Genomic DNA, 26,305 nt, shown 5'->3' with positions numbered 1-26,305 from the left:
GTTGCGGCGGTTAAGCCAGCCCCCGCCGGACCCGATGCGGTGACCGGGTTCCCCTCCTGGATGGCAGGAAGCCATCCACGTCACAGCCGGCAACGTCACGGCTGCCATAGCTGCCCGAGCGGGTCCGGATGGGGAGACGTGGATCATCGAACGAATTTGGCGAGAGCTTTCAGTCCCACCCCCACCCAACCCTCCCCCTGAAGGGAGAGGGCTTTGGTGCCGAGTTCGCGCGCGCGTTTCCGCGAACTCGCTCTGGTCCCCTCTCCCTTCAGGGGGAGGGTCAGGGTGGGGGTGTCGGCGCAAGCCGAGTGCGGGGGTGGGGGGCGCAAGTGACGGGTGGAGGACGCCCGTTACCCGCGCTCATACATCTTCGCGATCGATGCGCCCCATCGATCGCGGATCTTGTGCCGCTTGATCTTCAGGCTCGGCGTCAGCATGCCGTTGTCGATGGTGAAACCTTCCGGCAGCAGCGTATAGCGGCGAATCTTCTCGATCGGCGAAAGGCTGCTGTTGACGCGGTCGATGACCGGACCGAGCGCCTTGTGAAAAGCGGGATTGTCGGCAAGCGTCGCCAGGTCGCCGCCGCCATTTTTCGCCGCCCAGTCGCGCGCGAACTCTTCGTCCGGCACGATCAGTGCCACGAGGTGCGGATGCTTGTCGCCATGCACCATGGCCTGCGCGATCTCCGTCTGCAGCACCAGGAAACCTTCGACCCGGGCCGGCGAGACATTGTCGCCGCCGGAGAGAACGATGATGTCCTTTTTGCGGTCGGTGATCTTCAGATAGCCGTCGCTGTCGAACTCGCCGATATCGCCGGTATGCAGCCAGCCGTCGACAACAGCCTTGGCGCTCGCATCCGGGTCGCGCCAATAGCCGTTCATCACGGCCTCGCCCTTGACCAGGATCTCGCCATCCTCGGCGATGCGGGCGGTGAGGCCGTCGAAGATCGGGCCGACCGTGTCGATCTTGATCTTGCTCGGCATGTTGGCGCTGATGACGGGCGAAGCCTCGGTCTGGCCATAGCCCTGCAGCAGGCGCACGCCGAGCGCCAGGAAGAAGATGCCGATCTCGTAATTGAGCGCGGCACCGCCGGAGACGAACGCCTTGAGGTGCCCGCCGAAACGGCCGCGCACCTTCTTGCGCACCAGTATGTCGCACAATTTGTTGAGGAGCGTTTCGCCGAGGCCGAGCGATCCCGGATTTTCGTAGGCCTTGCGCCCAAGCCTGTAGGCAAGCCAGAACAGCTTCTGGCGCAACGGCGGTGCCTTGGTCAGGCCGCGCAGGATCTTCGTATGCATCGCCTCATAGAGGCGCGGCACCGCGGTCATGATGGTCGGGCGTGCCTCGGCCATGTTGTCGACCAGTTTCTCGACGCTCTCGGCATACCAGATCTCGGCACCGATCGAGATGGGCAGGAACTGGCCGGCCGTATGTTCATAGGAATGCGAAAGCGGCAGGAAGGAAAGGAAGCGATCGTCGCCGAGGCCGACATCGAGCAACAGGCGGTAGGCGCCCTTGATGTTGCAGAGGATCGAACCATGACTGAGCATGACGCCCTTGGGCGTGCCGCCGGTTCCCGACGTATAGATGATGCAGCACGTGTCGCCGCGCTTCTGCGCCAGCAGCCGCTCGGCGAGCGCCGTCTCGTCAATCGCCGTGCCGACCGCCTCGTGCCAGGCGATCTGCCGGAAAGGCATCTGGGCGGTCTTGTCCTGCGCGTCGATGGCAATGGTGAATTTAAGCTCGGGCGCCTGCAGCGCCGCCGGCATCAGGCGCGCGCCGATCGCGCCGCCGGAATGGATGACGCCCTTCGCCCCACTATGGGTCAGGATATGCCGGTGATCCTCGCTGGTATTGGTCGAAAAGGCCGGCACGGTGATGGCCCCCGCCGCCATGATGGCGAGATCGGCGATCAGCCATTCCGGCCGGTTTTCGGCGACCAGGCCGATACGGTCGCCGGGGGCGACGCCCTGGGATATCAGAAAGGTGGCCAGGGCGCGGATCTGGGCTGCCGTTTCGGCCCAGGTCGCGGGGACCCAACTGCCGTTACTGCGCCAATAAGTGAGGTTTTTCCCGGCCAGGGCGTTGGCCTGGTCGAAAAAGAGGTGGGTGAGGCTCGGTATGCGATCGTAATCCATGATTCGGCCGCTCCCCCGGCCTTGCGGGTGCTTGGCGACCCGCTTGGAAACCCCATATAAGGTGACCATGACGCAATCAAGTTCAAGAGCGTGACAAGATGAGTGTTGCACCCGCGAAACCCGCGACCCCGCCCGAATTGGGGCATTTGCCGAACTGGAATCTCGCTGACCTCTATGCCTCGACCGCCGATCCGGCGATCGAACGGGACCTCCAATCCCTGGCCGCCCAATCCGGCGAATTTAAGCGCCGCTATGAGGGAAAGCTTGCGGCACTGAGCGGGGCCGAACTCGTCGCAGCCTTGCTCGATTATGAGAAGATGCAGGATCTCGCCGGGCGCGTCGGGTCCTATGCGCAGCTCGCCTATGCCGGCAATATGACCGACCCGGAACTGGCGCGCTTTCAGCAGAACATTTCCGAACGGCTCAATCTCATCTCGGTCGAGACTCTGTTCTTCACCCTGGAGCTCAACAAGATCGACGATGCCGTCCTGGCGAAACAGCTGCAACACGCGCCGCTGCAACGCTACGCGCCGTGGCTCGACGCCGTGCGCGCCTTCCGCCCGCACCAGCTGTCGGACGAGGCCGAGCGGCTGCTGCATGAAAAGTCGATATCCGGCCGGCAGGCCTGGAACCGCATGTTCGACGAGACGATGGCCGAGCTGCGCTTCGAGGTCGGCGGCGAGAAACTCACCAGCAACGAAGTGCTCAACCTTCTTACCGACAAGGATGGCGCCAAGCGCAAATCGGCGGCGATGGGTCTTGCCAAGGGCCTGAAGGACAATCAGCGCATCTTTGCCCTGGTGACCAACACGCTCGCCAAGGACAAGGAGATCGAGGACAAGTGGCGCCAGTACAAGCGCCCGGTCTCGTCGCGCAATCTCGCCAACCAGGTTGAAGACGAAGTCGTCGACGCGCTGGTGAAGGCGGTGAAGCAGAGCTATCCCAAGCTCAGCCACCGCTATTACAAGCTGAAGGCCAAATGGATGGGCGTCGAGGCGCTCGATTTCTGGGATCGCAACGCGCCGCTGCCGCGCGACGATGATCGCCTGATTCCCTGGGCCGAGGCGACGAAGACCGTGCTCGATGCCTATCATGCCTTCTCACCGGCGCTGGCCGACGTGGGGCGCCAGTTCTTTGACAAGAACTGGATCGACGCGCCGTCGCGGCCGGGCAAGGATCCGGGTGCCTTTGCGCATCCGACGGTGCCGTCGGCCCATCCTTATCTGCTCCTCAACTATCATGGCCGCACGCGGGACGTGATGACGCTCGCACACGAACTGGGCCACGGCGTCCATCAGGTTCTTGCCGGTCCGCAAGGCGCCTTGCTGGCCGACACGCCGCTCACATTGGCCGAGACGGCGTCGGTGTTCGGCGAGATGCTGACCTTCCAGTCGCTTCTTGCCCGCGAAACCGATCCCGCCAAGCGCCGGATCCTTCTGGCCGGCAAGGTTGAGGACATGCTCAACACGGTCGTGCGCCAGATCGCCATGCACAATTTCGAGACCGTGGTGCATGACGAACGCCGCCAGGGCGAATTGATGCCGGAACGGCTGGCCGAAATCTGGCTTGAGACTCAGCGTGAGGCGCTGGGGCCGGGGATCAAGCTCGACAAGGACAGTGCCTATGGCTCGTTCTGGTCCTACATCCCGCATTTCATCCACGTGCCCTTCTATGTCTACGCCTATGCCTTTGGCGACTGCCTGGTGAATTCGCTCTATGCCGTCTACCAAGGGGCCAATGCGGGCTTTGCCGAGAAGTATCTCGACATGCTGAAGGCCGGCGGCACCAAGCGGCACAAGGAATTGCTGGCGCCGTTCGGGCTCGATGCGGCGGATCCCGCCTTCTGGTCGAAGGGCCTGGGTGTTGTTTCGGGCTTCATCGACCAGCTGGAGGCGATGTGAGCCGAAAGGCCGTCGTTCCCACTGAGTTCGAAGATCTGCTGACACCGGCCGGCCGCAAGGTGCTTGGCGGCCGGTCGGATCTCTGCGGGTTTCTCGCCAATCCACGGCAGCGCTTTCTCGCCGCCGACGGGTTCGTCGTCAAATCGCGCGCGGAAGGCATCCGCCGCGTGCTGGAGGCGGATTTGCGCGATCTGCTGACACCGATGAGCGATCCGATCCCGCCGGAAACCATCTGGGAAATGAAGCACGATTACGAGGAATGGCTGCCAAAGACCGTGCGCGTGAGCACTGCCTATCTCGAAAAGAAGAAGGAAAAGGCCTATCTGCGCGCGGCCGAATTGGGCCTCGTCGATCTCCTCAAATCGGAAAGCCTGGCGGCCTTCGCCGAGAAGATCGCCGGCCAGCGCCTCGACCGGAAAAGCGGGCAGCAGATCCTTTGTTATGGCCCCGGCGATTATGCCGGGCCGCACAATGATCACCATCCGGAGAACAGCCGCGCGGCCAAGGGCTATGTCGACGTCCATCTGTCGCTGGCGTCGAAGGAAGTCGATCACCAATATCTGGTCTATGCGAAAGCGGGCCATTTCACCGAGATGGTGCAGGTGAGCGGGCTCGGCTTTCTCACCATCTATCGCCTGCCGTTCTGGCACTATACGACGCCGCTGCAGGCCAAACCGGGTAAGGTGGCAAGTGCGCGACGCTGGGTGCTGTTGGCAACTTATCTCTACGGCAAATAGGACCGTGAGGCGGAGGTACGCATGCGAATGCTCCTGCGAAAATCTCTAAGTGCTGCATGTCTCCTGTTGGCTCTCATGGCGCCCGTTCAATCGCGGGCGGAGGCTGAGGAGCGCGTCAGCCTCACCGCCCCCGACGGCGTGACCGTTTATGGCGCGGCATGGCGCGCAAAAGCGGGAGCACCGTGGATCCTCGCCTTTCACCAGGCCGGTTCCAGTCATGGGGAATACGATCCCCTGGCGCCGGCCTTCGTCCAAGCGGGCTATTCCGTGCTGGCGATCGATCAGCGTTCCGGCGGCAGCCTCTACGGCGTCAACGAAACGGTCACATCGCTGGGCGCGTCGGGCACCTATGAGGTCGCGATGGGTGACCTGGAGGCAGCTCTCGCCTGGGCGAGGAAAGAAGCCGGCGGCGCCCCCGTGATTGCGATGGGCTCAAGCTATTCCGCGGCCCTTGTCTTCCTGCTGGCAGCCAAACATCCGGATGAAATCCAAGGCGTTCTTTCCTTCTCACCCGGAGAATATCTCAGCGACCGCCACGCGGTACACAACGCGATCGCGAAAGTGACCGTGCCGGTCTACTTGACCGAAGGGGCTGGTGAGGAAGGCGATGTGACGAGCATCTTCGATGCGGCGGCCTCCACCAAGAAAGAGCATTACAAGCCAGGAAACCTGGGCATCCACGGTGCCTCGACATTGCGTGCCGACAAGAATCCGGCGGGCGCCCAGAAGAATATGGATCATGTTCTTGCGTTCCTGCGCGCCGCCTTTCCGCCACAATAAAGATTGATCCAATAGACGATGGCCCCGCGTGCCGCGCTGCGTTAGCATCGCGCCGATTTCAGACTCGGGTTCAGGGGAAACCAATGCGTGCGGGCAACGAACAAAAGCAATTCATTCTCGATTGGGTGGAATCCCACGCCAAGGAATTGTCGGACTGGCACCAGACCATCTGGCATTTCGCTGAGCCGGCGTTCCGCGAATACAAATCCTCAGCCTGGTATGTCGAGAAGCTGCGCGCGGAAGGGTTCGAGGTCGAAGCCGGTTCCGGTGGCATGCCGACCGCCTTCATGGCGACGTGGAAGAACGGCGTCGGCCCGACGATCGCCACCTATGTCGAATATGATGCCGTCCCCGGCAATTGCCAGGCGGCGAGCACGAGGCAGGAGCCGCGCAAGGGTCTCTCCAAATATGCGCCGGGTCATACCGACCCGCATTCCGCGCTGGGCATGAGCGCCTTTGCCGGTGCGCTCGCCACCAAGGCGGCGATGCAAAAGTTCGGTATCGGCGGCACGCTAAAGGTGTTCGGTGAGCCGGCCGAGAAGGTGCGCGCCTCGAAACCCATCCATGCTGCCAAGGGTTATTACGACGATCTCGATGCGGCGGTCAGTTTCCATCCGGCCTACATGCTGCCCATGTGCAACACAACCATCTGGGACACGCATTGCGGCGTCGGCTACAATTACATCTATACCTTCACCTGCGATGCGCCGCAGGATTGGATCGCCTCGGACAAATATTCGCCGATCCCGCAGAATCATCTGGCGGCGCGGGCGCCCGGTGCCAATGATGCGCTCATTCATTTCTATTCGCTGAATGAAAGCCTGCGTCGCTCCATGTTGCCTTTCACCGGCTTGTGGAGCTTCAACGAAGCCATTCTCTGCGCCGGCCAGGCGACCGCCGACAATCTGACGCCGCAGATCGCGCAAATCGACTACATGCTGCGCACGGATTCGATCGAGCAGGCGGATATCATTTCCAATGTAATGGACAACAATGCCGAGGCGGCGGCGAAAGCCACCTTCTGCAAATGGAAGAAGACCTGGGTGGCGAAGAGCCGACCGGGCCTTGCCAATCACATCATGGCGCAGGCGACCTACGACAATTTAGCCCTGGTGGGCGCGCCGCAATGGGGCGCGGACGCCATTGCCGTGGCGCAGGAGATCCAGCGCAATCTGGGCCTCGAATCGATGGCGAAGCCGTTCCTGCCCGCGACGGAAAGCCTCATCTCACCGCAGGATTGCGAGCGCGAGATGCGCAAGCAAATGCCGTCCTGGCAGAAGTATCTGACCTCGGACGACTATCCCGACTATACGTGGCACTGCCCGACGGTACGATTGATCATCGCCCGGCCGATGCTGTCAGCGCCGCAGGGTTACACCTATCCGGATTGGGTGGCGAATGCGCTGGGCGGCATCGCCGCGACAATCGATCCGATGGTGCAATGCGCGGGCAAGACGATCGGTGCCACCTTGCTCGATCTTTTCACCAGGCCTGATCTGCTGAAGGCGGCCAAGGACGAATTCGTCGAACGCACCGGTGGTGGCGTCGGCGGCGCCAATTGGATGGCGCCGCTGTTGCCCAAGGATTTCAAGGTGCCGCACCAATATCGCTGGCCGGAATATGTCACCACTGCGCGCGGCGAGGAATGGACGATTCCCTACCGCGACGATGAGTGATAGGCGCCGCCGCTGCTGCGCTCGGACCTGAACTCGTGCTTGTCCGGCGTTGCCGGAACGAAACAGGTCTCGATCGTGCCGCGCATCTGGCGCAATTCTTCATCGCTGCAGATCTGCTGCACTTGGCTGTCGTTCGAGGTCGCGGGTGCGGCAAAGGCCGGTGCCGGCTCGCCCAGCTTCGCGCTGGCGAGATAGCCGATCACCGCCATCGACAGCAGCACGGCCATGTCCACAATGCCCAGATGGTATCTGGTGCGTTCCAGGTAATTGTCTTCGGTACTCATACTCACCTCCTGACCGCCGGGGGCGATCTCGGAATCACTGCGCGCTATCCGCGCCATGCGAGGTGATATGGGACAGGGATGCGATCGATCCCAATGGATTGAGAAGATATCGACTATTGCCGGAATTGATCCGGCGGCGATCCCGATCAACCGGATCTGGTGCCGGTTCGCGCGAATTGCAAGGGTTTGCGCCAAAAATCGCGTTGCCCGACCTGTTGTTCAGGCGGGCAACGCGCATTCATGCAGCGCTCAGGCGAGCGTCGATTTGATGGCGGCGATATGCTCCGGCCCGATACCGCAGCACCCACCGATGATCGCCGCCCCCCGCTTCTGCCAGTCGCGGGCGAAGGCCAGATAGCCCTTGGGGTCTAGATCGGCGCGGATGTCGCTCAAGGAACCGTTCGCCTCGGCATCCTCGGTCTGCGGCGGGAAGGCATTGGCGTAGCAGCCGACCTTGATGTCGGCGCCGAGCCGCTTCAGCTCGGCGCGCGCGGCATCGATGGCGCTGCCCATCACTTCCGGCTGGCTGCAGTTGAAGAGGAGGGCCGCGGCGCCGGCCTCGGCCGCAAAGCGCGCGGCCTCAACGACGCTTTCGCCCGAGCGCAAGCGCGGATTGGCGGGGTCCGGATGATCGTCGTGGAGCGTGAACGAGAACCAGAGCGGCCGCGTATCACCGGCCAGGGCCTTCTTCACCTCGCGCGCCTCGGCGATGGCGGACTGCGTTTCTGCGAGCCACAGATCGACATGGGGCGTCAAGCCGGCAACGAGCGGCCGCAGCAGTTTCTGCGCCTCAGACGGCTGGAAGAGGTCGGGCCGGTAGGAACCGAAGAGCGGCGGCAGCGATCCCGCGACCTGGACCTTACGGCCGGATTCGGTGACGGCTTGGCGCGCCATGCGACCGGCGAGGTCGGCCAGTTCCTGGCCGCGCGCGGCGAACCGTTCCTCGCCGATATGAAAGGGCACCACGGCATAGGAATTGGTGGTGATGATCTCGGCGCCGGCATTGATGAAGGCAAGGTGCGCGCGGCGGACGAAGTCCGGACCTTCGAGCAAGGCGAGAGCCGACCATTCCGGCTGTCGGAAGGGTGCCCCCATACGATTGAGTTCGCGGCCCATGCCGCCATCGAGAAGCATCACTTGTGCGCCAGCCATCATTTCCGCCCTTGCATGAGGATCAATCCATCGCAGCGGAACCTAATATGAGCGCTGCCCGGGTGCAACAAGGGGGCTAGCCGATGCCGCCCACCACCCGGTAACAGGCCACCGGCAACGCGCCATCTTTGTGGGCAACGGCCAGCACGATCGAGCCATAGGGCTTGCGCCATTCGCTGTGGAGGACGCGGTATTTGTCCAGCGCCACAGCGGCGCGGCAGGTAAACTGCCGTCCCGTGCGTTGCTGCGCGACCGCCACGCCATCGATATAGAGATCGATCTTTCCGGCATCGGTCTCGCCGTCGATGACGATGCTGCCTTGGTCCGCCGTCTCTTCTTCGAGCCGCGCTTGCAACGAAAGTGTTGTAAACCCAGCGCTGAATTTCCCGCGTTGCTCGCCGAACGTATCGCTGGGGAGGGGTGGTGTGCGTGGTGGCGCCATGCGCCTCGCGCCGGATTGCTCGAACGCATAGGCCAAGCGCAGCAGGTTGAGATCGTCATAGGCCTTGCCGGCGAAGGTGAGGCCGACCGGCATGCCGGTATCGGCCATGATCCCCATCGGCACCGTCACGGTGGGAATGCCGAGATGCCGGATCACCAGATTGCCGTTGGCGACCCAGGTTCCGTTGCGCCAGGCGATATCGGATGAAGCCTGGTTGATATCGGCATCGGCCGGTGCCACGTCGGCCACCGCCGGGAAGGCGATGGCATCAAGGCCCTGGGCGTCGAGCCAATCTTCGAGATCCGTCTTGCGGGCTTGTTCCAATCCGCGCAGGCCGTCCGGCAGTGTCGCGATCTGGTCCAATGACAGCACGCCGGCCTTGGCGCGGCGCGGATATTCGGCAAGGTCGACGTCGAAATTGCGCTGCTTCATGCGGTCGGGCAGCGCGCCCTTGGGCAGCGGGAAGATCATCTTGCCGTCGACATCTTCCAGGCGATGGAGCGCCGGATCGGCATTGGCGGCGAGGAAATCGTCCCAGGCGAAAATGCTGAGATCCCAAAGTTCGTCCTGGAGATAGCCCGCCGGCACGATGCCGCGCGCGATCATGGCGCTGCCGTCGATGCCGGTGCGTTCATAGTTGGAGACGGCCGGAAAATCGACTTCGACCACCTCAGCGCCCAAGGCTTCGAGATCCCGCTTCGCTTTGCGCCACAGGTCGATGACGCTGGCGCGGGTGGCAACCGGTTCCGGCAGGTCGCTCTCGCCATTGATGTACATGCGCGGGATGCCGAGACGCCGGCCCTTGAGGGTTGCACCGTCGGCCAGCTTGGCGTAGCTCGCCGGGCGATGCGCCGAAGCGGCGGGCAGATTGACCCAATGCTGCATGCGCCAGAAATCGCCGCGCGGGTTCGGATCGTCGGCGACGATCACATCAAGCACTTCCAGCATGTCTGCAACGGTTCGGGCGTGCGGCACGACGACATCCATCGTCGGCACCAGCGGCCAGTTGCCGCGCATCGAGATGATTCCGCGGGACGGCGTGTAGGCGACAAGTCCGTTGAGCGAAGCCGGCGCCCGGCCCGACGACCAGGTTTCTTCGCCGAGGCCGAAGGCAGCGAAGCTTGCCGCCGTCGCCGTACCGGATCCGTTCGACGAGCCGGAAAAGAAGGCGGCCGTCAGATAGGCGCCGTTATAGGGGCTCTCTGCGCGGCCATAGACGCCGCGTTCCATGCCGCCATTTGCCATCGGCGGCATGTTGGTGAGGCCGATGAGGACGGCACCCGCCGCGCGCAGGCGCGCAATGGTAAAGGCGTCTTCATTCGCCACCAGCCGTTCGAAGGCGGGCGAGCCAGCGGCCACGGTGAGGCCTTTTGCCTTGTAACTGTCCTTGGCGGTGTAGGGGATGCCATCGAGCGGTCCCAGCAACCGCCCCTCGGCGCGGCGCTTGTCCGATGCCAGGGCATCTTCGAACATCTGCGGATTGAACACCGGCACCGCATTGAGCCGGAGCCCCTGCCGATCGTAATGGGCGATGCGGTTGAGATAGGCCGCAACCAATTCGACGCTGGTGATCGTGCCAGCCGCCAAGGCGGCGCGAATGTCGGCGATGCCGGCCTCAATCAGATGGAACGACGACACCATGATCCCGAATTCTCCCCGTTGAGCGACAGCCCATTCATATATCGGCTTTGGTACGGGGGAACAGGGCCAGAATTCGATGATCGACTGGTGAAGTGGCTCATGCCGGGAGCCATGCCGGCATGGTATTTCGCTATTGCGCTGTAAAGCCGCCGTCGACCACCAGCGACGCACCGGTCATGAAACGTGACTCATCGCTGGCCAGATAGACCGCGAGCCAGGCGACTTCGTCGGGCTCGCCCAGGCGCCTCATGGGGTAGCCGGCAATTTCGCGCGCCTCCGCTTTGGCCCGGTCCGGTACGGCCGCAAGCAGGCTGGTGCCGAGTTGCGTGTTGATGCCGCCCGGGCAGATGATATTGGCGCGAATGTCGCTGCCGGCCTGCGCGCAATAGAGGGCCACTGAACGCGTAAGGCCGAGAAGTGCGGATTTGCTGGTGGAATAGGCGAGACGATCCGCCGCCCCGGCAAACGAACGCATCGAGCCCAGATTGATGATCGAGCCGCCACGGCGCATGGCGGGGAGGCCATAACGGCAGCCGAGAAAGACGCCGGTCACGTTGATGCCCATGGTCTGCTCCCAGGTCTGGGACGTGCAGGCCAGGATGTCGTCGTCGACAAGGGCGACGCCGGCACAATTGGCGAGGATATCGAAAGCGCCAAAGCGTTCGCTGATGCGCGCAATGGCCGCCTGCCATCCGGCCTCGTCCCGGACGTCAAATTCGACCGTGTCATGTTCGCCCGGCAGCATGGCAGCTGTTTCCCTGAGGCCGGCACCGTGGATATCGGCGAGCATCACGGCGGCACCTTGTTGCGACAGGCGCAAGGCGATCTGCCGGCCGATTCCCGACGCCGCACCCGTTATCAAGGCGACTTTCCCGGCAACTCTGCCAGCCGAAGGTGGCTCAAACCCCATCTGGGTCTCCAAAACATGATGATCTGCCGCGCGCCGGCGATCCTAAGGTTCTGTGCCGGGGTGGCGTAGCGAATTTAGTTTGTGGGACGAGTGGCGGAAAAGTTGTGGCGCGGGCGCGCCGATCATTTCACGACACAAACGCCTTCGAAAATATTCGCTACGCCCGCGATTGCGACGCACATAACATCCCCGCCGATGCAACAAGGCGACAAGCCATGCGCAGACAGTGCCGCCACAAGCGCAAATGCCATCAATCGATAATGCGGGTTTGGGAAGCTTTCAGTCAGTTTCAGGGAAGGTATCGGAGATGAAAAAGGGAACACTCAGTTCGGCGCAGCAGACGATGCGCGCCGCCTTGCTGTCGCGGCGCGCATTCCTGCGGTCGGCGATGGCGATCGGTGCCGTTGGGCTGACGGCACCGATGATTTCGCGCAATGCGTTTTCATCGTCAGGCGATCTCAATCTGCTGATGTGGTCCGACGAGTTTCCGGATCCGGTCATCCCGAATTTCGAGAAGGCGACCGGCATTCTGGTCAACAAGACGCCCTTTTCGCAGAATGATGAGCAGGTCAACAAGTTGCAGGCGACCGGCGGCGAGGGTTTCGACCTGTGCCAGCCGACGCGCAACCGCGCGCCGCAGTTCCAGGAAATCCAGGTGCTGGCGCCATTCGATCTCAATCGCGTGAAGAATGCGTCGGCGCTGATGCCGTCGATGCTGGAAAGTTCGACCAGCCTGTGGACCTGGGATGACGGGCTCTATCACCTGCCGCATCTCTGGGGGTCGGAGGCGATTTCGTACCGGACGGATATCTACAAGGGCGACCTTGCCAATCTCAGCTATGGCTCGCTCTGGCAGGATGACGTCAAGGGCCACACGCAGGGGCGCGGTCATTCCTTCCTGCTGGGCATCGGCCTGTGGTGGGATGCGATCGGCAAGTTGCCGTCCAACCGCATGCTCGATGCCTATAAGGATGAGGCGTCGTTCAAGAAGATCTGGGACCCGATCCTGGCCTTCGCGATGGAGCACAAATCCTGGGTGAAGCAGTTCTGGGACTCGGCCGACAACACGAAGACCGGCCTGATGGAGAACGATGTCTGGATCGGCCAGACCTGGGACGGGCCGCCGCTGTCGCTGAAGAAGGAAGGCAAGCCGGTCAATTACACGTCGCCGAAGGAAGGTGCCATCGTCTGGCTGGACGGACTTGGCTTGATCAAGGCCGCAAAGAATCTCGATCAGGCCTACGAGTTCATCAACTATCTGATGACGCCGGAAGTCTCGGCGCAGCTGGCGGAAGGATCGGGCTACAACCCGGTCGTCACCGGTGCGGACGCGCTGACCTCGGACGCTTTCAAGAAGAACTTCCAGGAAGCCTATCCCGGCGATGCGCTGAAGAATGTCTGGCACTGGCCGGCCGAACCCACCTGGCTTTCCGAAATCCGCAGCCAGTACGTCGATCAGTTCAAAGCCGCCTGACGGTTCAGAAGACGCAGATTGTCAGCCCCGGGTCGTTTGCCCGGGGCTGATTCTTTTGGGCCAAAGCGTGCGGATCGGCTTCAGGGCAAGACAGCCCTTGCGCCGCCGGGACTGGCAACTGAAGATACGCGCGTGCGACGGGAGCATTCTGTCGCCTGTGTCGTCTCGGGCGACGTGATCATCATCGGAAGACGACGGAATGGGCAACCGCGCCAACATCACCCTGAAGCAGCTGGAAGCGCTGTACTGGTCGGCGACGCTGGGATCCTTTGCGCTCGCTGCCGACAGATTGGCGATGACCCAATCGGCGCTGTCGAAACGCATCCTGGAGCTTGAAAGCGAGATCGGCGCACCTCTGTTCGATCGTTCCGGATCGCGTGCCCGGGTGACGGAGGTCGGTGAGCGGATCATCTCGAAAGCGGCAGCGATGCTCAATCTCTGCGACGAGATCCTGATTGCCGGGCGTGGCGCGCAGGCTCTGCGCGGCGTTTGCCGTTTCGGCATCACCCAATTGATGGCGATCACGTCATTGCAGGAAATCGTCGGGACCGTGCGGCGCCTCTATCCCGATATCGTGCTGGAGCCGCGGGTCGATGCCCTGGACCTCATCGAAGATGTCCTGCGCGGCGAGACGGATTTTGCGCTGGCACCCGGCACGTCGCTCGATCCGGCCCTGACCTCGGAATATCTGACCCGGATCGAACTGTCCTGGGTCTGCTCGCCGCAGCTTTTCCCGCTGATCAAGACCATCAATGCCGAAGCGCTGCAGCGCTATCCGGTGATTTCGATGTCGGCGCGGGCGGCTTCGACGAATCTCATGAACAGTTGGGCCACGGCAAACGGTCTGAAGTTCAAGGAAATCGTTGCTTCCAACAGCCCGGAAGCGGTGGCCGCACTGACCGTCGCCGGCTTGGGTATCTCGCTGCTGGCAAGGCCTTTTGTCGAACGGCTCGTCACGACGGGCGAATTGCGCATTCTGCCGACCGAGCCCGATTTGATGATGCCGGAACTCGATTACTTCCTGCATTGGCGGAAGGACAATGACCGCTTGCTGCCCAAGGCCGTGCGCGAAATAGCGCGCCCCATCTGCGCGCGTGCGGCGCAGCCGAAGACCGATGCCGGGCAGCCTATAGCGCTCCTGCCATCCGACGGATAAGTGTGCCGGCCGGCAGGCTGCCGTGACTGAGAAGATCGACGAGAAAATTGGAGCGGGTGAGGGGAATCGAACCCCCGTCGTAAGCTTGGGAAGCTTCTGCTCTACCATTGAGCTACACCCGCGGCGCGCGGCCGGTGGCCCGATATATAGAAGATCGGCTGGGACTGTTCAAGCCGGGCCGGATTCACCCGGAAATCTGCAACAATCGCCAAGATGCGCCCGTATAGTGGCTGGAACGGTCAAATAGGGGAGTTCTTATGGGCATCAATCTGACCCGGCGCCGCTTGGTCGAAAGCGCAGCCGCCCTGGCCTTGGCGGCGGTGTTTCCGGGGCGGGCGAGCCTTGCCGACGCCGCGCCGGAGAGCTTCGAGGCCGCCCTGGCGGCCGCGCGCGGGCAGACGGTCTATTTCAATGCCTGGGGCGGCGATTCGCGCATCAACGATTTCATCGGCTGGGTGGGCAAGGAAGTTGCCGGCCGGTTCGGGGTGACGTTGGAACATGTCAAACTGGCCGACACGGCCGAGGCGGTGACGCGGGTCCTCGCCGGGATGATCGCCGGAGAGATCGATGGCGGCGGCATCGATCTCATCTGGATCAATGGCGAAAATTTCGCCGCGATGAAGCAGCAGGACCTTCTCTTCGGTCCCATCCTGCATTTGCTGCCCAACATGAAATATGTCGACCCGCTGACCAAGCCGACGATCCTGTCGGATTTCACCGTGCCGACGGATGGCTATGAATCGCCCTGGGGCATGGCGCAGTTCGTCTTCTTCTATGATACGGCGCGGCTCCAGGTGCCGCCCGCGAACCCCACAGCCCTTCTCGATTTTGCCCGCGCGCATCCGGGTCGCTTCACCTATCCGGCGCCGCCCGATTTCATCGGCTCCACATTCTTGAAGCAAATGTTGCTGTCGCTCGCCACTGATCGCGCGGTGTTCGGGCACCCGCTCGATCCGGCGCAATTCGGGGCCGCGACGGCGCCGCTCTGGGACTATCTTGCGGCAATCAAACCGCATCTGTGGCGCGGCGGCGAGAGCTACCCCGCGGGCAGTGCCGCCTTGCGCCAACTGCTCAATGACGGTGCGGTCGATATCTCGATGGCTTTCAATCCGGGCGATGCCTCGTCGGCGATCGCCCAAGGCCTGCTGCCGGAGACGGTGCGCAGCTTCGTCTTCGACGGCGGCAGCATCGGCAACACGCATTTCGTGGCGATCCCCTTCAACGCCAATGCCAAAGCGGGGGCGCTGGTCGTCGCCGATTTCCTGCTGTCGCCGGAGGCGCAGCTGCGCAAGGAGGACCCCGCCCAGTGGGGCGATCCGACCGTGCTCGAGATGAAATTGCTGCCGGCCGAAGCGCGCCAGCGTTTCGAGACACTGCCGCGCGGTGTCGCCACCTTGGCGCCGCAGGAGCTCGGCCCCATCCTGCCCGAGCCGCATCCCAGTTGGATGGTGGCGATCGAGGCGCGTTGGCAACAGCTCTACGGTCATTGAGGAATCGTGAGGGGAAGCCTCATAAGGCGCGGCGCGTGGGGGCAACTGGCACCCTTTATGGCGCTGGTTCTGCTGGTCGGGTCCATCGCCATCGGCCTGCTGCTGGTCGGCCTCATGGCGATCGGCTATCTGCCGGCCCTCAATGCCGCCAAGCCGACGCTTGCGCCATTGCACGCGCTGCTCGCCGATGCGCGACTGCTGTCCTCGGTTGGCGAGACCGTGCTGGCCGGCTTTGCGGCCACGCTGGGCGCATCGATCACCGCGTTCTTCCTGGTGGCGCGCGCGAGCATACGAGATGCTGCGTCGACCGCACGGCAACAGCGCTGGGCGGTGGCCTTCATGGCTGTCCCGCACGCCGCACTGGGCTTGGGGCTTGCGTTCTTGCTGGCGCCCACCGGCTGGCTGGTGCGGTTGATTGTGGGTGCCACGGGACTTGATATCTCTGCCGGCGCCGAATTTGTTTCGGCGAAACAGGGACTGCTGCTGGCACTGGGGCTCTATCTCAAGGAAACGCCGTTCCTGTTCCTGGCGATGATGGCGGCGCAAAGCCACCTCGCCCCGCAGCGGCAACTGACGGTCGCCGGGGCGATGGGCTATTCGGCGCCGATGGCGTGGATCAAGATCGTCCTGCCGCAGCTTTATCCCCTGGTACGTTTTCCGATATTGGCGGTGCTTGCCTACAGTCATTCCGTCGTGGATATGTCGCTGCTCCTCGGGCCGACCACGCCGCCGACGCTCCCGATCCTTATCCTGCATTGGAACAATGATCCCGACCTTGATCAGCGTTTCGTGGCGGCGGCGGCCAGCTTGCTGCAAGTGGCACTCGTCGTCGGTGCGCTGGTTTTGTGGCTGGCGCTGGAGCGGCTGGCGACACTTTTTCTGCGAGGCTGGATCTGCAACGGCCGGCGACATCTGCCGCCCATGCTCGTTCTCGTGCTGGGTCCATTGGCGCGCGGCTGGGTGTGGCTGTGCCTGGCGTTGAGCTTCCTCTCTCTGCTCACCTTGCCGGTCTGGTCGGTGGCGTTCGCCTGGCGCTTTCCGGCGTTGCTGCCGCAACAAGCCAGTTTCGCCTTCTGGGAACGTGCGCTCGGTGAGATCGGAACGCCGCTCGTCACGAGCCTTGCTCTTGCCGCCGCCGTCACGGTTGCAGCCCTTGCCCTGGCTGTCGCTTGTCTCGAACATGAGCGGCGCCTGACGCCGGAGATCGTCGCCGCGGCGGAACGCTGGCTCTATCTGCCGTTGCTGGTGCCGGAAATCAGCTTTCTCGTCGGGCTGCAGGTCCTGCTGCTAGTGATCGGTCTCAATGGCACGTGGCTGGCGGTGGCGTGGCTGCAACTCCTTTTCGTCTTTCCCTATGTCTTCCTGTCGCTGAAGGAACCTTGGCGCGCGCTGGATCCGCGTTTCGAGCGCATCGGGCTGACACTCGGGGCGGCGCCGTCCCGCGTTTTCTGGCGCATCAAATTGCCGATGTTGCGGGGCGCTCTCGCCTGGTCGGCCGCCATTGGCTGCGCGGTTTCCCTGTCGCTCTATCTGCCGACACTCCAGGGTGGGGAAGGGCGCATCACCACGCTGGCGACCGAGGCGGTGACACTGGGAAGCGGCGGCGACCGGCGCCTTGCCGGAATCTATGGCGTGCTGCAGGCCGTCGCCACGGCCCTCTGCCTGTCCCTGGGGTTGCTGGCGGCGCGGTCAAGATGGAGGGCGGTCCGGTGACGCGGGAGTTATGCATCAGCGGGGTGGAGATCGATCTGCACGAGGCGCCGCTCCTGGGGCCCATCGATTGCGCCGTCAAGGCCGGGTGGCCGCTGACCCTGATGGGACCATCCGGCAGCGGCAAATCGACCTTGCTCAACTGGATGGTCGGCAGCCTGCCGCCCGGCCTCACTGCGCGGGGCAGAATATTGCTGGACGGCGACGACATCACCGATCTGCCGCCCCACCGGCGCCGGTTAGGAATTCTGTTCCAGGACGATCTCCTCTTTCCCCACCTCACGGTAGCCGAGAATCTGGCATTCGCCCTGCCGGGCGGGATGGGGCGGGCGGCGAAGGAGGGTTTGATCCAGGCCGCGCTGGCGGAAGCGGAACTGCCGGGCCACGGCGCGCGCGACCCGGCAGGGCTCTCCGGCGGCGAGCGCGCGCGGATCGCGTTGATGCGCACCCTGCTGGCGGAACCCAAGGCCCTGCTACTGGACGAACCCTTTGCAAAGCTCGATGTCGCCCTGCGCGAAAGATTCCGGGGATTTGTCTTTGCCAAAGCTGCCGAACGCAACCTGCCGGTGTTGCTGGTCAGCCACGATCCGGCTGATTCGGCCGCCGCCGGAGGGTTAACAATTCACCTCGACAAGGGTCCGCCAGCGGCAAAACCTGCCGAGCGCGGCGTATGAGAAATGCCTCCAGAATCAACAAAAATTGAACGTTCCGAGGAACCATTTCAGATGTTCGGAGTTTTGACATCGCTGGGACGTTTACCTATAGTGCCACGGATGTCAGTACTCGGACTGGCTTCGCCGGGGGATTTTCATTCGTTTGGACCGGATTTGGGACTCAGCCGAGTTTTAAGGCATATGCCGAAGTCGGGGATGTTGCGAAGCGTCTGAGGGCGACGCATCGGAACCTGGGGACGGCGCTGTACAAGAGCGAGGAGACAAAAATGAAAGCATTGCGACTTCTGGCGGTTTTGGGGGCAGTCGGTTTTCTGGCAGCCTGCTCGACCGATCTCGACCGTATCCGCACCACCGAAGCGAGCGGCGGCACGCCGTTCACCCAGGCCCTGACCACCGAATATCGTGACTTGGCCGTTTTCGAAGCCGACGAGATGTTCGATTGGCGTGATGCCGGCTACTACGCCCGCCGCGGCCTGGCTGCTGCCGGTGGCGAAGTTGTCCAGCCGGAAGATCCGGCCAACCGCGACCTGCCGGCTGATTCGCTCGGCGAGATCACCGACGTCCGTGGCCGCCTGCTGGCTGCCCTCGACGGCGGCGCTCGCGACAACAAGGCGGCTCTCGCCGCCCGCGCCCAGGCCCGCTTCGATTGCTGGCTCGAGCAGCAGGAAGAGAACTTCCAGTACGACCATATCAGCGCCTGCAAGGACGAACTCCTCGCGGCCCTCGCCGAGCTTGAAGCTGCTCCGGCTCCGGCCGAAGCTCCGGCTCCGGCGCCGAACGTCTACCTGGTGCTGTTCGACTTCGACAAGTCGAACATCAACGACGCGGCCCAGGCCGTGGTCAACCAGGTCGTTGCTGACTTCGCGGCCAACAAGTCGACGGCCATCTCGGTGACCGGCCATACCGACCGCTCGGGTTCGGATGCCTACAACGAGAAGCTCTCGGAGCGCCGCGCCGACGCAGTGCGTGAAGCTCTGATCGCCGCCGGTGTCCCGGCCGAAGCGATCACGACCGCCTGGAAGGGTGAGTCGGAGAACGCGGTCCCGACCGCTGACGGTGTCAAGGAGCAGGCTAACCGCCGCGCCGAGATCATCGTTCAGTAATCGCGACCTCAAGACCGCAAGTCTTGCGGAACGGCGCCGGGGCATCCCCGGCGCCGTTTTCTTTTGCAGATATTCCCGCGCGTTCGAAGAATGCCGGCAAAGCGACCTGATCTGGCCTGGCTGCGTAACAGGGTGCGGAGGCCAAAAGCCTAATTTGTACAGGGTCTTGCCGATGTTGGATTTGGCCGGCGATCCGATCTAAACTGCGCCCGACAGCTTCAATCCATGAAGCCAAGGCATCGTTCATGTATCAGCAGACCACCCGTTCCATTCTGGTTCGTGTCGAACCGACCTATCTCGACGATCAGTCCGCGCCGGACGAGGCGCATTTCGTCTGGAAGTACCATGTGCGGATCGAGAACCAGGGCGACCTCACCGTGCAATTGCGCAACCGCTATTGGCGGATCACCGATTCGCTGGGGCGCGTGCAAGAGGTGCGGGGCGCCGGCGTCGTCGGCGAGCAGCCGGTGCTGCACCCGGGCGAGGCCTATGAATATACCAGCGGTACGCCCTTGAAGACCCCGTCGGGCATCATGGTCGGCACCTATGAAATGGAAAGCGAGACCGGCGAGATGTTCGACATCGGTATTCCGGCCTTCTCGCTCGACAGCCCCTATCAGCCCAAGCGTCTCAACTAGGCGCGCCCGATCCGCGCCGCGCCGAGATCGCCGACTTTCGAAAGGACCCGGCCCTTGACCAAGGCCCCCAGCAATTCACCTAACAATCCCGGCGGCATGCCGACCCAGGAAGAGGCCGAGGAGGCCGTGCGCACCCTCATTCGCTGGGCGGGCGACGACCCGACGCGCGAAGGGCTGTTGGACACGCCGCGGCGGGTCGCCAAATCCTATCGCGAATTCTTCAGCGGTTATGCGCAGAATCCGACCGAGATCCTGTCGCGGACCTTTTCCGAGACGGACGGCTATGACGAGATGATCGTCCTCAAGGACATTCGTTTCGAAAGCCATTGCGAACACCACATGGCGCCGATCATCGGCCGCGCGCACATCGCCTATCTGCCGCGCAAGCGCGTCGTAGGCATTTCAAAGCTCGCGCGCCTGCTGGAATGCTATGCCAAGCGCCTGCAGATTCAGGAAAAGCTCACGGCGCAAATCGCCAACACGCTGAATGACGAATTGCAGCCGCGCGGTGTCGCGGTGGTGATCGATGCCAGCCATCAATGCATGACGACGCGCGGCGTGCACAAGGCTGGCACCTCGATGGTGACGAGCCGCATGCTGGGCGCCTTCCGCAACGACGCATCGACGCGCCGCGAGTTCCTGGCCTTCATCGGATTGCCGCCGGCAACGATCGGCTCCAGCTCCTAAAATCCGGATCACCTCATGAACGGCAGTTTCGTCGGCATTCTCGAACGGCTCATCGGCTTCGACACCGTTTCCGCCCGCTCCAATCTTTCGCTCATCAACTGGATCGGCGACTACCTGCGGGATCATGGCGTTGCCGTCGATATCGTCCCGGCGCCGGACGGCCAACCGAAGGCCAATCTGTGGGCGACGATCGGGCCGAAGGGCGATGGCGGCATCGTTCTTTCCGGCCATACCGATGTGGTGCCCGTCGATGGTCAGCCCTGGACCAGCGACCCTTTCAAGCTGGTCGAGACCGAGACGCGCTTCGTCGGTCGCGGCACCAGCGACATGAAGGGCTTCATTGCCCTGTGCCTGGCCCTGGTGCCGGAGATGGTGGCGCGCCCGCTGAAGACGCCGCTGCATTTTGCCTTTTCCTATGACGAGGAACTGGGCTGCCTCGGTGCGCCGCATCTCCTCAAAGCCATCGGCGAGAATCTGCCGCGCCCGCGCATCGCCATCATCGGCGAGCCGACCGGCATGAAGCTCGGCGTGCGCCACAAGGGCGTCTATTCGTTCGAGACGCGGGTCACCGGCAAGGACGGGCATTCCAGCCAGCCGCATCGCGGCCTCAATGCCATCGGCGTGGCCGCCGAACTGATGAACGAGATGATGCGAATCTATGCCGGCATCCAGCAGCATGGCCCCTTCGACCGCAGCTTCGATCCGCCGCATTCCTCGTTCAACATCGGCAGCGTCGAAGGTGGCACGGCGGTCAACATCATCGCCCGCGAATGCCGATTCCTGTGGGATTTCCGCGCCATCCCCGGCGGCCATCCGGATCAGATCCTGAAGCCGCTGCAGGCCTTCATCGAGCGCCGTCTGCCCGAGCTGCGTGCGATCCGGCCCGAGGCCGATATCGTCATCACACCGCGCGTTTCGTCGCCGGCCCTGGTCGAGGAGCATGACGGTGCTGCCGAGGCGCTGCTCAAGCATCTGACTGGCGCCAACGATACGGTGAGCCTCCCTTACGCCACCGAGGCGGGACAGTTTCAGCAGACCGGCATGTCGGCGATCGTCTGCGGTCCGGGCTTCATCGCCCAGGCACACCAGCCAGACGAATTCATCGACAAGGAACAGCTCGTGGCCGGCGATGCCTTCTTGCGCCGCTTGATCGAGTGGGTGAGAGCGAACTGACCGACGATGAGTTTCCTGCGCCAATATCGTCGCTATGCGGCACCTGACCTCACCCGCTATCTGCCCTTCATCGTCGAAGGGCATCATGTCGGCTGGGTGAAGCCGGAAGTCGCGGCGACGCTGGCAAAAGATCCGGCCGCCTTCGTCGTCACTGCTGACCGCGTGACGATGCATCCCGATCTGGTAACGCCAGAAGCACGCAGTGCCGCGATGGCGCGTACATTGGCACGGCTCCGCGCCGAGGGACGCGTGCCGGGTTGGCGCGACGAGCTCTATCCGGTCAATCAAGCCTTCGGCGAAACGCCGCTCCTCGTCATGGAGCGCGCGGCGGCGCCGCTCTTCGGGGTTCTCGCCTACGGCGTCAATCTCAATGGCTTTGTCGGCCGCGGCTGGGAAATGAAGGTGTGGGTTGCGCGCCGCGCGCCCACGAAATCGGTCGATCCCAACATGCTCGACCTCATTGTCGGCGGTGGCCAGCCACTGGGTCTGTCGCCCGCCGAAAACCTGCTCAAGGAATGCCACGAGGAAGCGGGCATCCCGACGGAGATTGCCGCGCGGGCCGAGCCGGTCGGCTTGATCACCTTGCTGATCGAAGCGGGCGAGGGCTTGCGCGTCGGCCAGCAATTCAACTTCGATCTGGAACTGCCGGTGTCATTTCGCCCGCTCAATCAGGACGGCGAGGTGGCCGGTTTCGAACTGATTCCCGTCTCGGAACTCATGCACCGCCTGCGGTCTGCCGACGAGTTCATGTATGATATCGCGCTCGTGTTGATCGATTTCCTCATTCGGCACGGCTTCATCGGGCCTGAAGAACCGGATTACCTGCCGCTCATCGCCGGCCTGCGCCGCCCCATTCCGTTCCAGCGAGTCCCAGCATGAGCCTGTTGCAGCGGATCGCCCATTGCCACCGTCACAATCTGTCGCGCTTCCTTCCCTTTGCGGTCGGCGGCCGCCAGGTCGGGCATATGCGCAACGATCTGGCGCAAGAGTTGCGCCGCTTTCCCAGCGTGTTCCGTGTCGAGAAAGGCAGTGTCAGCATCGCCGAACATCTCGACAGTTTCGACTATCGGACGGCGGCCATCGATTCCGTCATGCGCGAGTTGCGGCAGGAAGGCTATATCCGGGGCTGGCGGGATGAACTGTTTACCGTCGCCAGCGATTACGGGGCCGAGCCGCTGTTCGATCTGGAACGGGCCGGTGTGCCGCTGTTCGGCGTCAAAGCCTATGGCGTCCATCTCAACGGCTATGTGCGCCGTGACGGGGAGATCTGGCTGTGGGTCGGCAAGCGCGCCGCCAACCGCCCGATCGAACCGGGGAAGCTCGACCATCTCGTGGCGGGCGGCCTGCCGTCCGGCGTCAAACCCTTCGACAATCTGCTGAAGGAAGCGTCGGAGGAGGCGTCGATCCCCAAGGAGCTGGCGCGCCGGGCGCGGCCCTGCGGCGCATTGCGCTATCGGATGGAACTGGACGGTTGCCTGCGGGACGACACGCTGTTCGTCTACGATCTGGAATTGCCGGCCGATTTCGTGCCGAAGAACCATGATGGCGAGATTGCGGATTTCCGCCTGTTGCCGCTGCACGAAGTCGAGCGGCTGCTCGCCGAGACCGACGATTTCAAGTTCAACGTCGGCCTGGTCATCATCGATTTCCTGATCCGGCATGCCTATCTGACCCCGGACCGAGCGGACTATAGCGAGATCGCACTGGCACTCTCGCGCCAGCCCTGACTTCGCTGATCAAGCCCCGTTGATCAACGGCTCAAGCTCGGCCCACCCGCGCCAGATCATATCGGCCGCCACGTAGAAGATGACGGCAAGACCGATATAGGCGATCCAGTGGAACCGCTTCAGCAGCTTGGCGATGAACGAAGCGGCGATGCCCATCAGTGCCACCGACAGGATGAGGCCGAAAATCAGGACGCGCGGATGTTCGTGAGCGGCACCGGCGACGGCAAGCACATTGTCGAGCGACATGGAGACGTCGGCCACGATGATCTGCATCGTCGCCTGCATCATCGTCTTGGCGGGCGCCGTGCCGGGAAGGGCGGTTTCCCCTTCCGCGAGTTCCTTGGTCTCTTCGGCACTCAGTGCCTCGCCTTGGCGCATCTTGGCCAGCTTGTTCTCGCGCCGCTGATGCTCGAGTTCGCGCCAGAACTTCCAGCAGACCCACAGCAGCAGGATGCCGCCGGCGAAGGTCAGGCCGATGACGGCCAGCAGGTAACTCGTGCCCAGGGCGAACAAGATGCGCAGCACCGTCGCCGCAGCGATACCGATCAGGATGACCTTGTTGCGCTGCTGCGAGGGCAGTCCGGCCGCTGCCAGACCAACGACGATGGCATTGTCGCCGGCCAGAACCAGATCGATCAGGATGACCTGGGCGAAGGCGGCAAGCTCGGGGCCGAGGAAGGTTAAGTCCATGATCTCACTGCATCGTTGGTGTGGGAGTTCTATAAGCGATGTGGAGGCCGGCGGCTAGCGGGGAAAGCCGGCCATTTTCCTTGTATTTTCAGCAGTCCCACCCGCCTCGCGAATGCTTCGCAACGTGGGTGCGCCAGCCCGTTTTGCCAATCTGGCGCCGGCCTCGTCGGTCAGCAGGGGGTGATGTGCGTAGTCCGGGGTGGGCAGGCCGAGGAGGGCCTGCAGCAGGCGGTGGATGTGCGTGGCCGGCAGCAAATCGATGGCCCGGGTGACCAAAGTCACGCCTTGCAGCGCATCGTCGACCGTCACGCACAGATGATAGCTGCAGGGGATCTCGCGGCGCGCCAGCACGACATCGCCCAATTGTTCCGGGGCAGCCGCGACCGTTCCCAGCGATTCTTCACGGAAAGAGAGATTGCCGGCGAGCGCCGTGGCTCGGCCCGTGTCGAGGCGCAGGGCATAGGGGCTGCCCGTCGCCATCCGGGCGACGGCAATGTCGGCGGGGAGTGTGCGGCAGGTCCCCGGATAGAGCGGCCCATCCGGGCCATGCGGTGCCGATTGGGCACCGGCGATGTCCTTGCGGGTGCAGAAGCAGGGGTAGATGACGCCCAGCGCCTGGAGTTTCTCAATCGCTGCCTGATAATCCGCGAAATGGGCCGATTGGCGCCGGACCTCCCCGTCCCAGTCGAGGCCGAGCCAGGTCAGATCCTCGATGATGCCGGTATCGAATTCCGGGCGACAGCGGGTCCGGTCGATGTCTTCGATCCGCAGCAGGAAGCGGCCCCCGGCGCTCCGGGCGCGCGACCAGGCATCCAGCGCCGAGAAGGCGTGGCCCAGGTGAAGATATCCGGTGGGGCTGGGCGCGAAGCGGGTGACGGGCTGCATCTGGCTGGAATTGGTGCCGAAAGGGTGCCCCTGCAACTGGCTAAGACCAAAAAATCAGTGATTCAGCCTGGAATCTGGCGTTTGAGGCTCTCAAACCAAGCGCGTCGGGCGCCGATCTCGGCAATTTCGAGGTCCAGCCACGAGGGAAGATGGCCATTGCCCGCGGAAACGGGCGGGTAGGCGCGCAAATCGCCGAGCCGGGCCAGTTCCTTGTCGCAGGCCTCGATCATGAGGTCGAGCTGCTGGCGCTGGTCGTCGGGCGCGAGGGCGCCGAAAAAATGCATCTTGAAAGCGATGATCAGCTTGTTGACCTCGCCCATCGGGCCGCGCAGGCGGGTCGTCATCAGGCGGCGGAGCTCAGCCCTTCCGTCCTCGGTCAGCCGCATCACCTGCGAATCCGCCGGCTGTTTCGGATCGATGGCCTCGATCAGCCCCTCGATCTTGAAGAGTTCCAGCGACGGTCCCAGCAGTTCCAGGGACGGGCCGACGATGCGCCCGACGAAATGGCGGATTTCCCGCGCCAGATCGGCATAGCTGCGCTCGCCCTGCCACAACAGGCCGAGGGCGGCGAGGCGGATCGCTTCGGAGGGAATGAGGCTGTTATCTTTGTACATCTAGGCTCGAGGGCAAATAGTCTCTGGTAGGTGGCTGATTTGCCTTTGGCTGAGCGCTGGCAACGCTTTGCTATTTCCTGCCGGTCAGATAATAGGGTTTAGCCGTTTTGCGTGGGAAGCGGAAGCTGTTCGCATGTTCTTTGTTACCCTGGTTTTCGGTTCCGTTCTGGTTCTGATGTCGATTGGCATCCATTACGAGTGTTTGCGCATGGTGGCGGCGTACCTGTTGCCGCGCATGCAGATCGTTTCGCGCCGGGCCCATGTCATCGTCGGCGTCATTGCCTGCATGCTGGCCCATACGATCGAGATCTGGGGGTTCGCCGTCGCCTACTGGCTGCTGCACTTTACGCCCCTGGATATGGGCTTTTCCGACGAGATTCGTAGGACTTTTCTCGATTATCTGAATTTCTCAGCTGAATCATATACTTCGCTTGGGTTCGGGGATGCCGAGCTATTGACACCGAACATGCGCCTTCTGGCCGGTATCGAGGCCCTCGCCGGGCTGGTTCTCATCGCCTGGAGCGCCTCCTTTACCTATTTCGTCATGGCACAATATTGGGGCGGCCGCCCGCGCCATTAGCCGGCCAGGGTTGCCGAAATCGCCGTTCCATTCGCGCCAAGCG

The 26,305-nt window shown here is 63.2% G+C and carries 24 protein-coding genes and 1 tRNA gene; 16 read left to right on the top strand and 9 right to left on the bottom strand.

The window, feature by feature from the left end:
• Window positions 1-350: 350 nt before the first annotated feature.
• Window positions 351-2,138, bottom strand: coding sequence for a long-chain fatty acid--CoA ligase (locus tag ACE3PP_RS18610; RefSeq protein ID WP_374384770.1), 1,788 nt, complete (start codon window positions 2,136-2,138; stop codon window positions 351-353).
• A 98-nt stretch (window positions 2,139-2,236) separates the two neighbouring features.
• On the opposite strand from ACE3PP_RS18610, the gene ACE3PP_RS18605 reads away from it, so the two are divergent.
• The 4 genes from ACE3PP_RS18605 (at window position 2,237) to ACE3PP_RS18590 (ending at window position 7,232) form a co-directional block, all read left to right on the top strand.
• Window positions 2,237-4,039, top strand: coding sequence for a M3 family oligoendopeptidase (locus tag ACE3PP_RS18605; protein ID WP_374384769.1), 1,803 nt, complete (start codon window positions 2,237-2,239; stop codon window positions 4,037-4,039).
• Window positions 4,036-4,776: a hypothetical protein gene (locus ACE3PP_RS18600; protein ID WP_374384768.1), complete on the top strand. Its 741-nt coding sequence runs from the start codon at window positions 4,036-4,038 to the stop codon at window positions 4,774-4,776. The genes ACE3PP_RS18605 and ACE3PP_RS18600 overlap by 4 nt, the downstream gene beginning before the upstream one ends.
• A gap of 75 nt (window positions 4,777-4,851) precedes the next feature.
• Window positions 4,852-5,556: an alpha/beta hydrolase gene (locus ACE3PP_RS18595; protein ID WP_374384767.1), complete on the top strand. Its 705-nt coding sequence runs from the start codon at window positions 4,852-4,854 to the stop codon at window positions 5,554-5,556.
• Window positions 5,557-5,639: 83 nt separating this feature from the next.
• A complete protein-coding gene (locus ACE3PP_RS18590) occupies window positions 5,640-7,232 on the top strand; it encodes an amidohydrolase (RefSeq protein WP_374384766.1) in 1,593 nt (530 codons plus the stop codon).
• Here the strand turns inward: ACE3PP_RS18590 and ACE3PP_RS18585 are convergent.
• The 4 genes from ACE3PP_RS18585 to ACE3PP_RS18570 form a co-directional block, all read right to left on the bottom strand.
• Entirely contained in the window at window positions 7,214-7,516 is a 303-nt protein-coding gene (locus ACE3PP_RS18585) for a hypothetical protein (RefSeq protein ID WP_374384765.1), read from the bottom strand. The genes ACE3PP_RS18590 and ACE3PP_RS18585 overlap by 19 nt on opposite strands.
• A 249-nt stretch (window positions 7,517-7,765) precedes the next feature.
• A complete protein-coding gene (locus ACE3PP_RS18580; protein ID WP_374384764.1) occupies window positions 7,766-8,671 on the bottom strand; it encodes a homocysteine S-methyltransferase family protein in 906 nt (301 codons plus the stop codon).
• A 73-nt stretch (window positions 8,672-8,744) separates the two neighbouring features.
• The gene (locus tag ACE3PP_RS18575) at window positions 8,745-10,751 is read right to left on the bottom strand and encodes an amidase (RefSeq protein WP_374384763.1); all 2,007 of its coding nucleotides are present in this window, start codon (window positions 10,749-10,751) and stop codon (window positions 8,745-8,747) included.
• A gap of 130 nt (window positions 10,752-10,881) precedes the next feature.
• Window positions 10,882-11,613 (bottom strand): SDR family NAD(P)-dependent oxidoreductase, encoded by a 732-nt coding sequence (locus tag ACE3PP_RS18570; protein WP_374384762.1) that lies wholly within the window; start codon window positions 11,611-11,613, stop codon window positions 10,882-10,884.
• Window positions 11,614-11,968: 355 nt separating this feature from the next.
• Between ACE3PP_RS18570 and ACE3PP_RS18565 the strand changes: the two genes are divergently transcribed.
• Both ACE3PP_RS18565 and ACE3PP_RS18560 read left to right on the top strand, forming a co-directional pair.
• The gene (locus ACE3PP_RS18565; RefSeq protein ID WP_374384761.1) at window positions 11,969-13,135 is read left to right on the top strand and encodes an extracellular solute-binding protein; all 1,167 of its coding nucleotides are present in this window, start codon (window positions 11,969-11,971) and stop codon (window positions 13,133-13,135) included.
• Window positions 13,136-13,334: 199 nt separating this feature from the next.
• Entirely contained in the window at window positions 13,335-14,291 is a 957-nt protein-coding gene (locus ACE3PP_RS18560) for a LysR family transcriptional regulator (RefSeq protein WP_374384760.1), read from the top strand.
• 48 nt (window positions 14,292-14,339) lie between these two features.
• Here the strand turns inward: ACE3PP_RS18560 and ACE3PP_RS18555 are convergent.
• Window positions 14,340-14,413: transfer RNA gene (locus ACE3PP_RS18555), tRNA-Gly, on the bottom strand.
• A gap of 135 nt (window positions 14,414-14,548) precedes the next feature.
• Between ACE3PP_RS18555 and ACE3PP_RS18550 the strand changes: the two genes are divergently transcribed.
• The 9 genes from ACE3PP_RS18550 (at window position 14,549) to ACE3PP_RS18510 (ending at window position 23,493) form a co-directional block, all read left to right on the top strand.
• Complete coding sequence (locus ACE3PP_RS18550; protein WP_374384758.1) at window positions 14,549-15,781, top strand: ABC transporter substrate-binding protein; 1,233 nt, start codon at window positions 14,549-14,551, stop codon at window positions 15,779-15,781.
• A 57-nt stretch (window positions 15,782-15,838) separates the two neighbouring features.
• Window positions 15,839-17,494, top strand: a complete 1,656-nt coding sequence (locus tag ACE3PP_RS18545; protein ID WP_374384757.1) for an ABC transporter permease — start codon at window positions 15,839-15,841, stop codon at window positions 17,492-17,494.
• Window positions 17,491-18,165, top strand: a complete 675-nt coding sequence (locus ACE3PP_RS18540; protein WP_374384756.1) for an ATP-binding cassette domain-containing protein — start codon at window positions 17,491-17,493, stop codon at window positions 18,163-18,165. The genes ACE3PP_RS18545 and ACE3PP_RS18540 overlap by 4 nt, the downstream gene beginning before the upstream one ends.
• Before the next feature lie 266 nt (window positions 18,166-18,431).
• A complete protein-coding gene (locus ACE3PP_RS18535) occupies window positions 18,432-19,268 on the top strand; it encodes an OmpA family protein (RefSeq protein ID WP_374384755.1) in 837 nt (278 codons plus the stop codon).
• Window positions 19,269-19,513: 245 nt separating this feature from the next.
• A complete protein-coding gene (gene apaG, locus ACE3PP_RS18530) occupies window positions 19,514-19,906 on the top strand; it encodes a Co2+/Mg2+ efflux protein ApaG (RefSeq protein WP_374384754.1) in 393 nt (130 codons plus the stop codon).
• Window positions 19,907-20,002: 96 nt separating this feature from the next.
• Window positions 20,003-20,593, top strand: coding sequence for a GTP cyclohydrolase I FolE (gene folE / locus ACE3PP_RS18525; protein ID WP_374384773.1), 591 nt, complete (start codon window positions 20,003-20,005; stop codon window positions 20,591-20,593).
• 15 nt (window positions 20,594-20,608) lie between these two features.
• Window positions 20,609-21,766: an acetylornithine deacetylase gene (gene argE, locus ACE3PP_RS18520; protein ID WP_374384753.1), complete on the top strand. Its 1,158-nt coding sequence runs from the start codon at window positions 20,609-20,611 to the stop codon at window positions 21,764-21,766.
• Window positions 21,767-21,772: 6 nt separating this feature from the next.
• Window positions 21,773-22,645: a DUF4743 domain-containing protein gene (locus tag ACE3PP_RS18515; protein ID WP_374384752.1), complete on the top strand. Its 873-nt coding sequence runs from the start codon at window positions 21,773-21,775 to the stop codon at window positions 22,643-22,645.
• Window positions 22,642-23,493 (top strand): DUF4743 domain-containing protein, encoded by an 852-nt coding sequence (locus tag ACE3PP_RS18510; protein WP_374384751.1) that lies wholly within the window; start codon window positions 22,642-22,644, stop codon window positions 23,491-23,493. Before ACE3PP_RS18515 ends, ACE3PP_RS18510 begins: the two co-directional genes overlap by 4 nt.
• A gap of 9 nt (window positions 23,494-23,502) precedes the next feature.
• Here the strand turns inward: ACE3PP_RS18510 and ACE3PP_RS18505 are convergent, their stop codons facing one another.
• The 3 genes from ACE3PP_RS18505 to ACE3PP_RS18495 all read right to left on the bottom strand — a co-directional run bounded on the left by ACE3PP_RS18505 (window position 23,503) and on the right by ACE3PP_RS18495 (window position 25,682).
• Window positions 23,503-24,183 carry a TerC family protein gene (locus tag ACE3PP_RS18505; protein ID WP_374384750.1) on the bottom strand — a complete coding sequence of 227 codons (681 nt, stop codon included), beginning with the start codon at window positions 24,181-24,183 and terminating at the stop codon, window positions 23,503-23,505.
• 54 nt (window positions 24,184-24,237) lie between these two features.
• Window positions 24,238-25,068: a tRNA glutamyl-Q(34) synthetase GluQRS gene (gene gluQRS / locus ACE3PP_RS18500; protein ID WP_374384749.1), complete on the bottom strand. Its 831-nt coding sequence runs from the start codon at window positions 25,066-25,068 to the stop codon at window positions 24,238-24,240.
• Between the two features lie 62 nt (window positions 25,069-25,130).
• Window positions 25,131-25,682: a hypothetical protein gene (locus ACE3PP_RS18495; RefSeq protein WP_374384748.1), complete on the bottom strand. Its 552-nt coding sequence runs from the start codon at window positions 25,680-25,682 to the stop codon at window positions 25,131-25,133.
• Window positions 25,683-25,815: 133 nt separating this feature from the next.
• Here ACE3PP_RS18495 and ACE3PP_RS18490 point away from each other — a divergent pair, with 133 nt between their 5' ends.
• Window positions 25,816-26,262, top strand: a complete 447-nt coding sequence (locus ACE3PP_RS18490) for an ion channel (protein WP_374384747.1) — start codon at window positions 25,816-25,818, stop codon at window positions 26,260-26,262.
• The last annotated feature ends 43 nt before the right edge of the window (window positions 26,263-26,305 follow it).

Source organism: Dongia sp. (assembly GCF_041910485.1).
Lineage (GTDB): Bacteria > Pseudomonadota > Alphaproteobacteria > Dongiales > Dongiaceae > Dongia.
The sequence above is the reverse complement of the archived record's forward strand: the minus strand, read 5'-3'. Positions and strand labels throughout refer to the sequence as shown.

Excerpts from the sequence above, each read along its gene's own strand:
- ACE3PP_RS18610 (WP_374384770.1), bottom strand. The coding sequence starts at position 2,138 with ATGGATTACGATCGCATACCGAGCCTCACCCACCTCTTTTTCGACCAG.
- ACE3PP_RS18605 (WP_374384769.1), top strand. The coding sequence starts at position 2,237 with ATGAGTGTTGCACCCGCGAAACCCGCGACCCCGCCCGAATTGGGGCAT.
- ACE3PP_RS18595 (WP_374384767.1), top strand. The coding sequence starts at position 4,852 with ATGGCGCCCGTTCAATCGCGGGCGGAGGCTGAGGAGCGCGTCAGCCTC.
- ACE3PP_RS18590 (WP_374384766.1), top strand. The coding sequence starts at position 5,640 with ATGCGTGCGGGCAACGAACAAAAGCAATTCATTCTCGATTGGGTGGAA.
- ACE3PP_RS18585 (WP_374384765.1), bottom strand. The coding sequence starts at position 7,516 with ATGAGTACCGAAGACAATTACCTGGAACGCACCAGATACCATCTGGGC.
- ACE3PP_RS18580 (WP_374384764.1), bottom strand. The coding sequence starts at position 8,671 with ATGATGGCTGGCGCACAAGTGATGCTTCTCGATGGCGGCATGGGCCGC.
- ACE3PP_RS18575 (WP_374384763.1), bottom strand. The coding sequence starts at position 10,751 with ATGGTGTCGTCGTTCCATCTGATTGAGGCCGGCATCGCCGACATTCGC.
- ACE3PP_RS18565 (WP_374384761.1), top strand. The coding sequence starts at position 11,969 with ATGAAAAAGGGAACACTCAGTTCGGCGCAGCAGACGATGCGCGCCGCC.
- ACE3PP_RS18560 (WP_374384760.1), top strand. The coding sequence starts at position 13,335 with ATGGGCAACCGCGCCAACATCACCCTGAAGCAGCTGGAAGCGCTGTAC.
- ACE3PP_RS18550 (WP_374384758.1), top strand. The coding sequence starts at position 14,549 with ATGGGCATCAATCTGACCCGGCGCCGCTTGGTCGAAAGCGCAGCCGCC.
- ACE3PP_RS18545 (WP_374384757.1), top strand. The coding sequence starts at position 15,839 with ATGGCGCTGGTTCTGCTGGTCGGGTCCATCGCCATCGGCCTGCTGCTG.
- ACE3PP_RS18535 (WP_374384755.1), top strand. The coding sequence starts at position 18,432 with ATGAAAGCATTGCGACTTCTGGCGGTTTTGGGGGCAGTCGGTTTTCTG.
- apaG (WP_374384754.1), top strand. The coding sequence starts at position 19,514 with ATGTATCAGCAGACCACCCGTTCCATTCTGGTTCGTGTCGAACCGACC.
- folE (WP_374384773.1), top strand. The coding sequence starts at position 20,003 with ATGCCGACCCAGGAAGAGGCCGAGGAGGCCGTGCGCACCCTCATTCGC.
- argE (WP_374384753.1), top strand. The coding sequence starts at position 20,609 with ATGAACGGCAGTTTCGTCGGCATTCTCGAACGGCTCATCGGCTTCGAC.
- ACE3PP_RS18515 (WP_374384752.1), top strand. The coding sequence starts at position 21,773 with ATGAGTTTCCTGCGCCAATATCGTCGCTATGCGGCACCTGACCTCACC.
- ACE3PP_RS18510 (WP_374384751.1), top strand. The coding sequence starts at position 22,642 with ATGAGCCTGTTGCAGCGGATCGCCCATTGCCACCGTCACAATCTGTCG.
- ACE3PP_RS18505 (WP_374384750.1), bottom strand. The coding sequence starts at position 24,183 with ATGGACTTAACCTTCCTCGGCCCCGAGCTTGCCGCCTTCGCCCAGGTC.
- gluQRS (WP_374384749.1), bottom strand. The coding sequence starts at position 25,068 with ATGCAGCCCGTCACCCGCTTCGCGCCCAGCCCCACCGGATATCTTCAC.
- ACE3PP_RS18495 (WP_374384748.1), bottom strand. The coding sequence starts at position 25,682 with ATGTACAAAGATAACAGCCTCATTCCCTCCGAAGCGATCCGCCTCGCC.
- ACE3PP_RS18490 (WP_374384747.1), top strand. The coding sequence starts at position 25,816 with ATGTTCTTTGTTACCCTGGTTTTCGGTTCCGTTCTGGTTCTGATGTCG.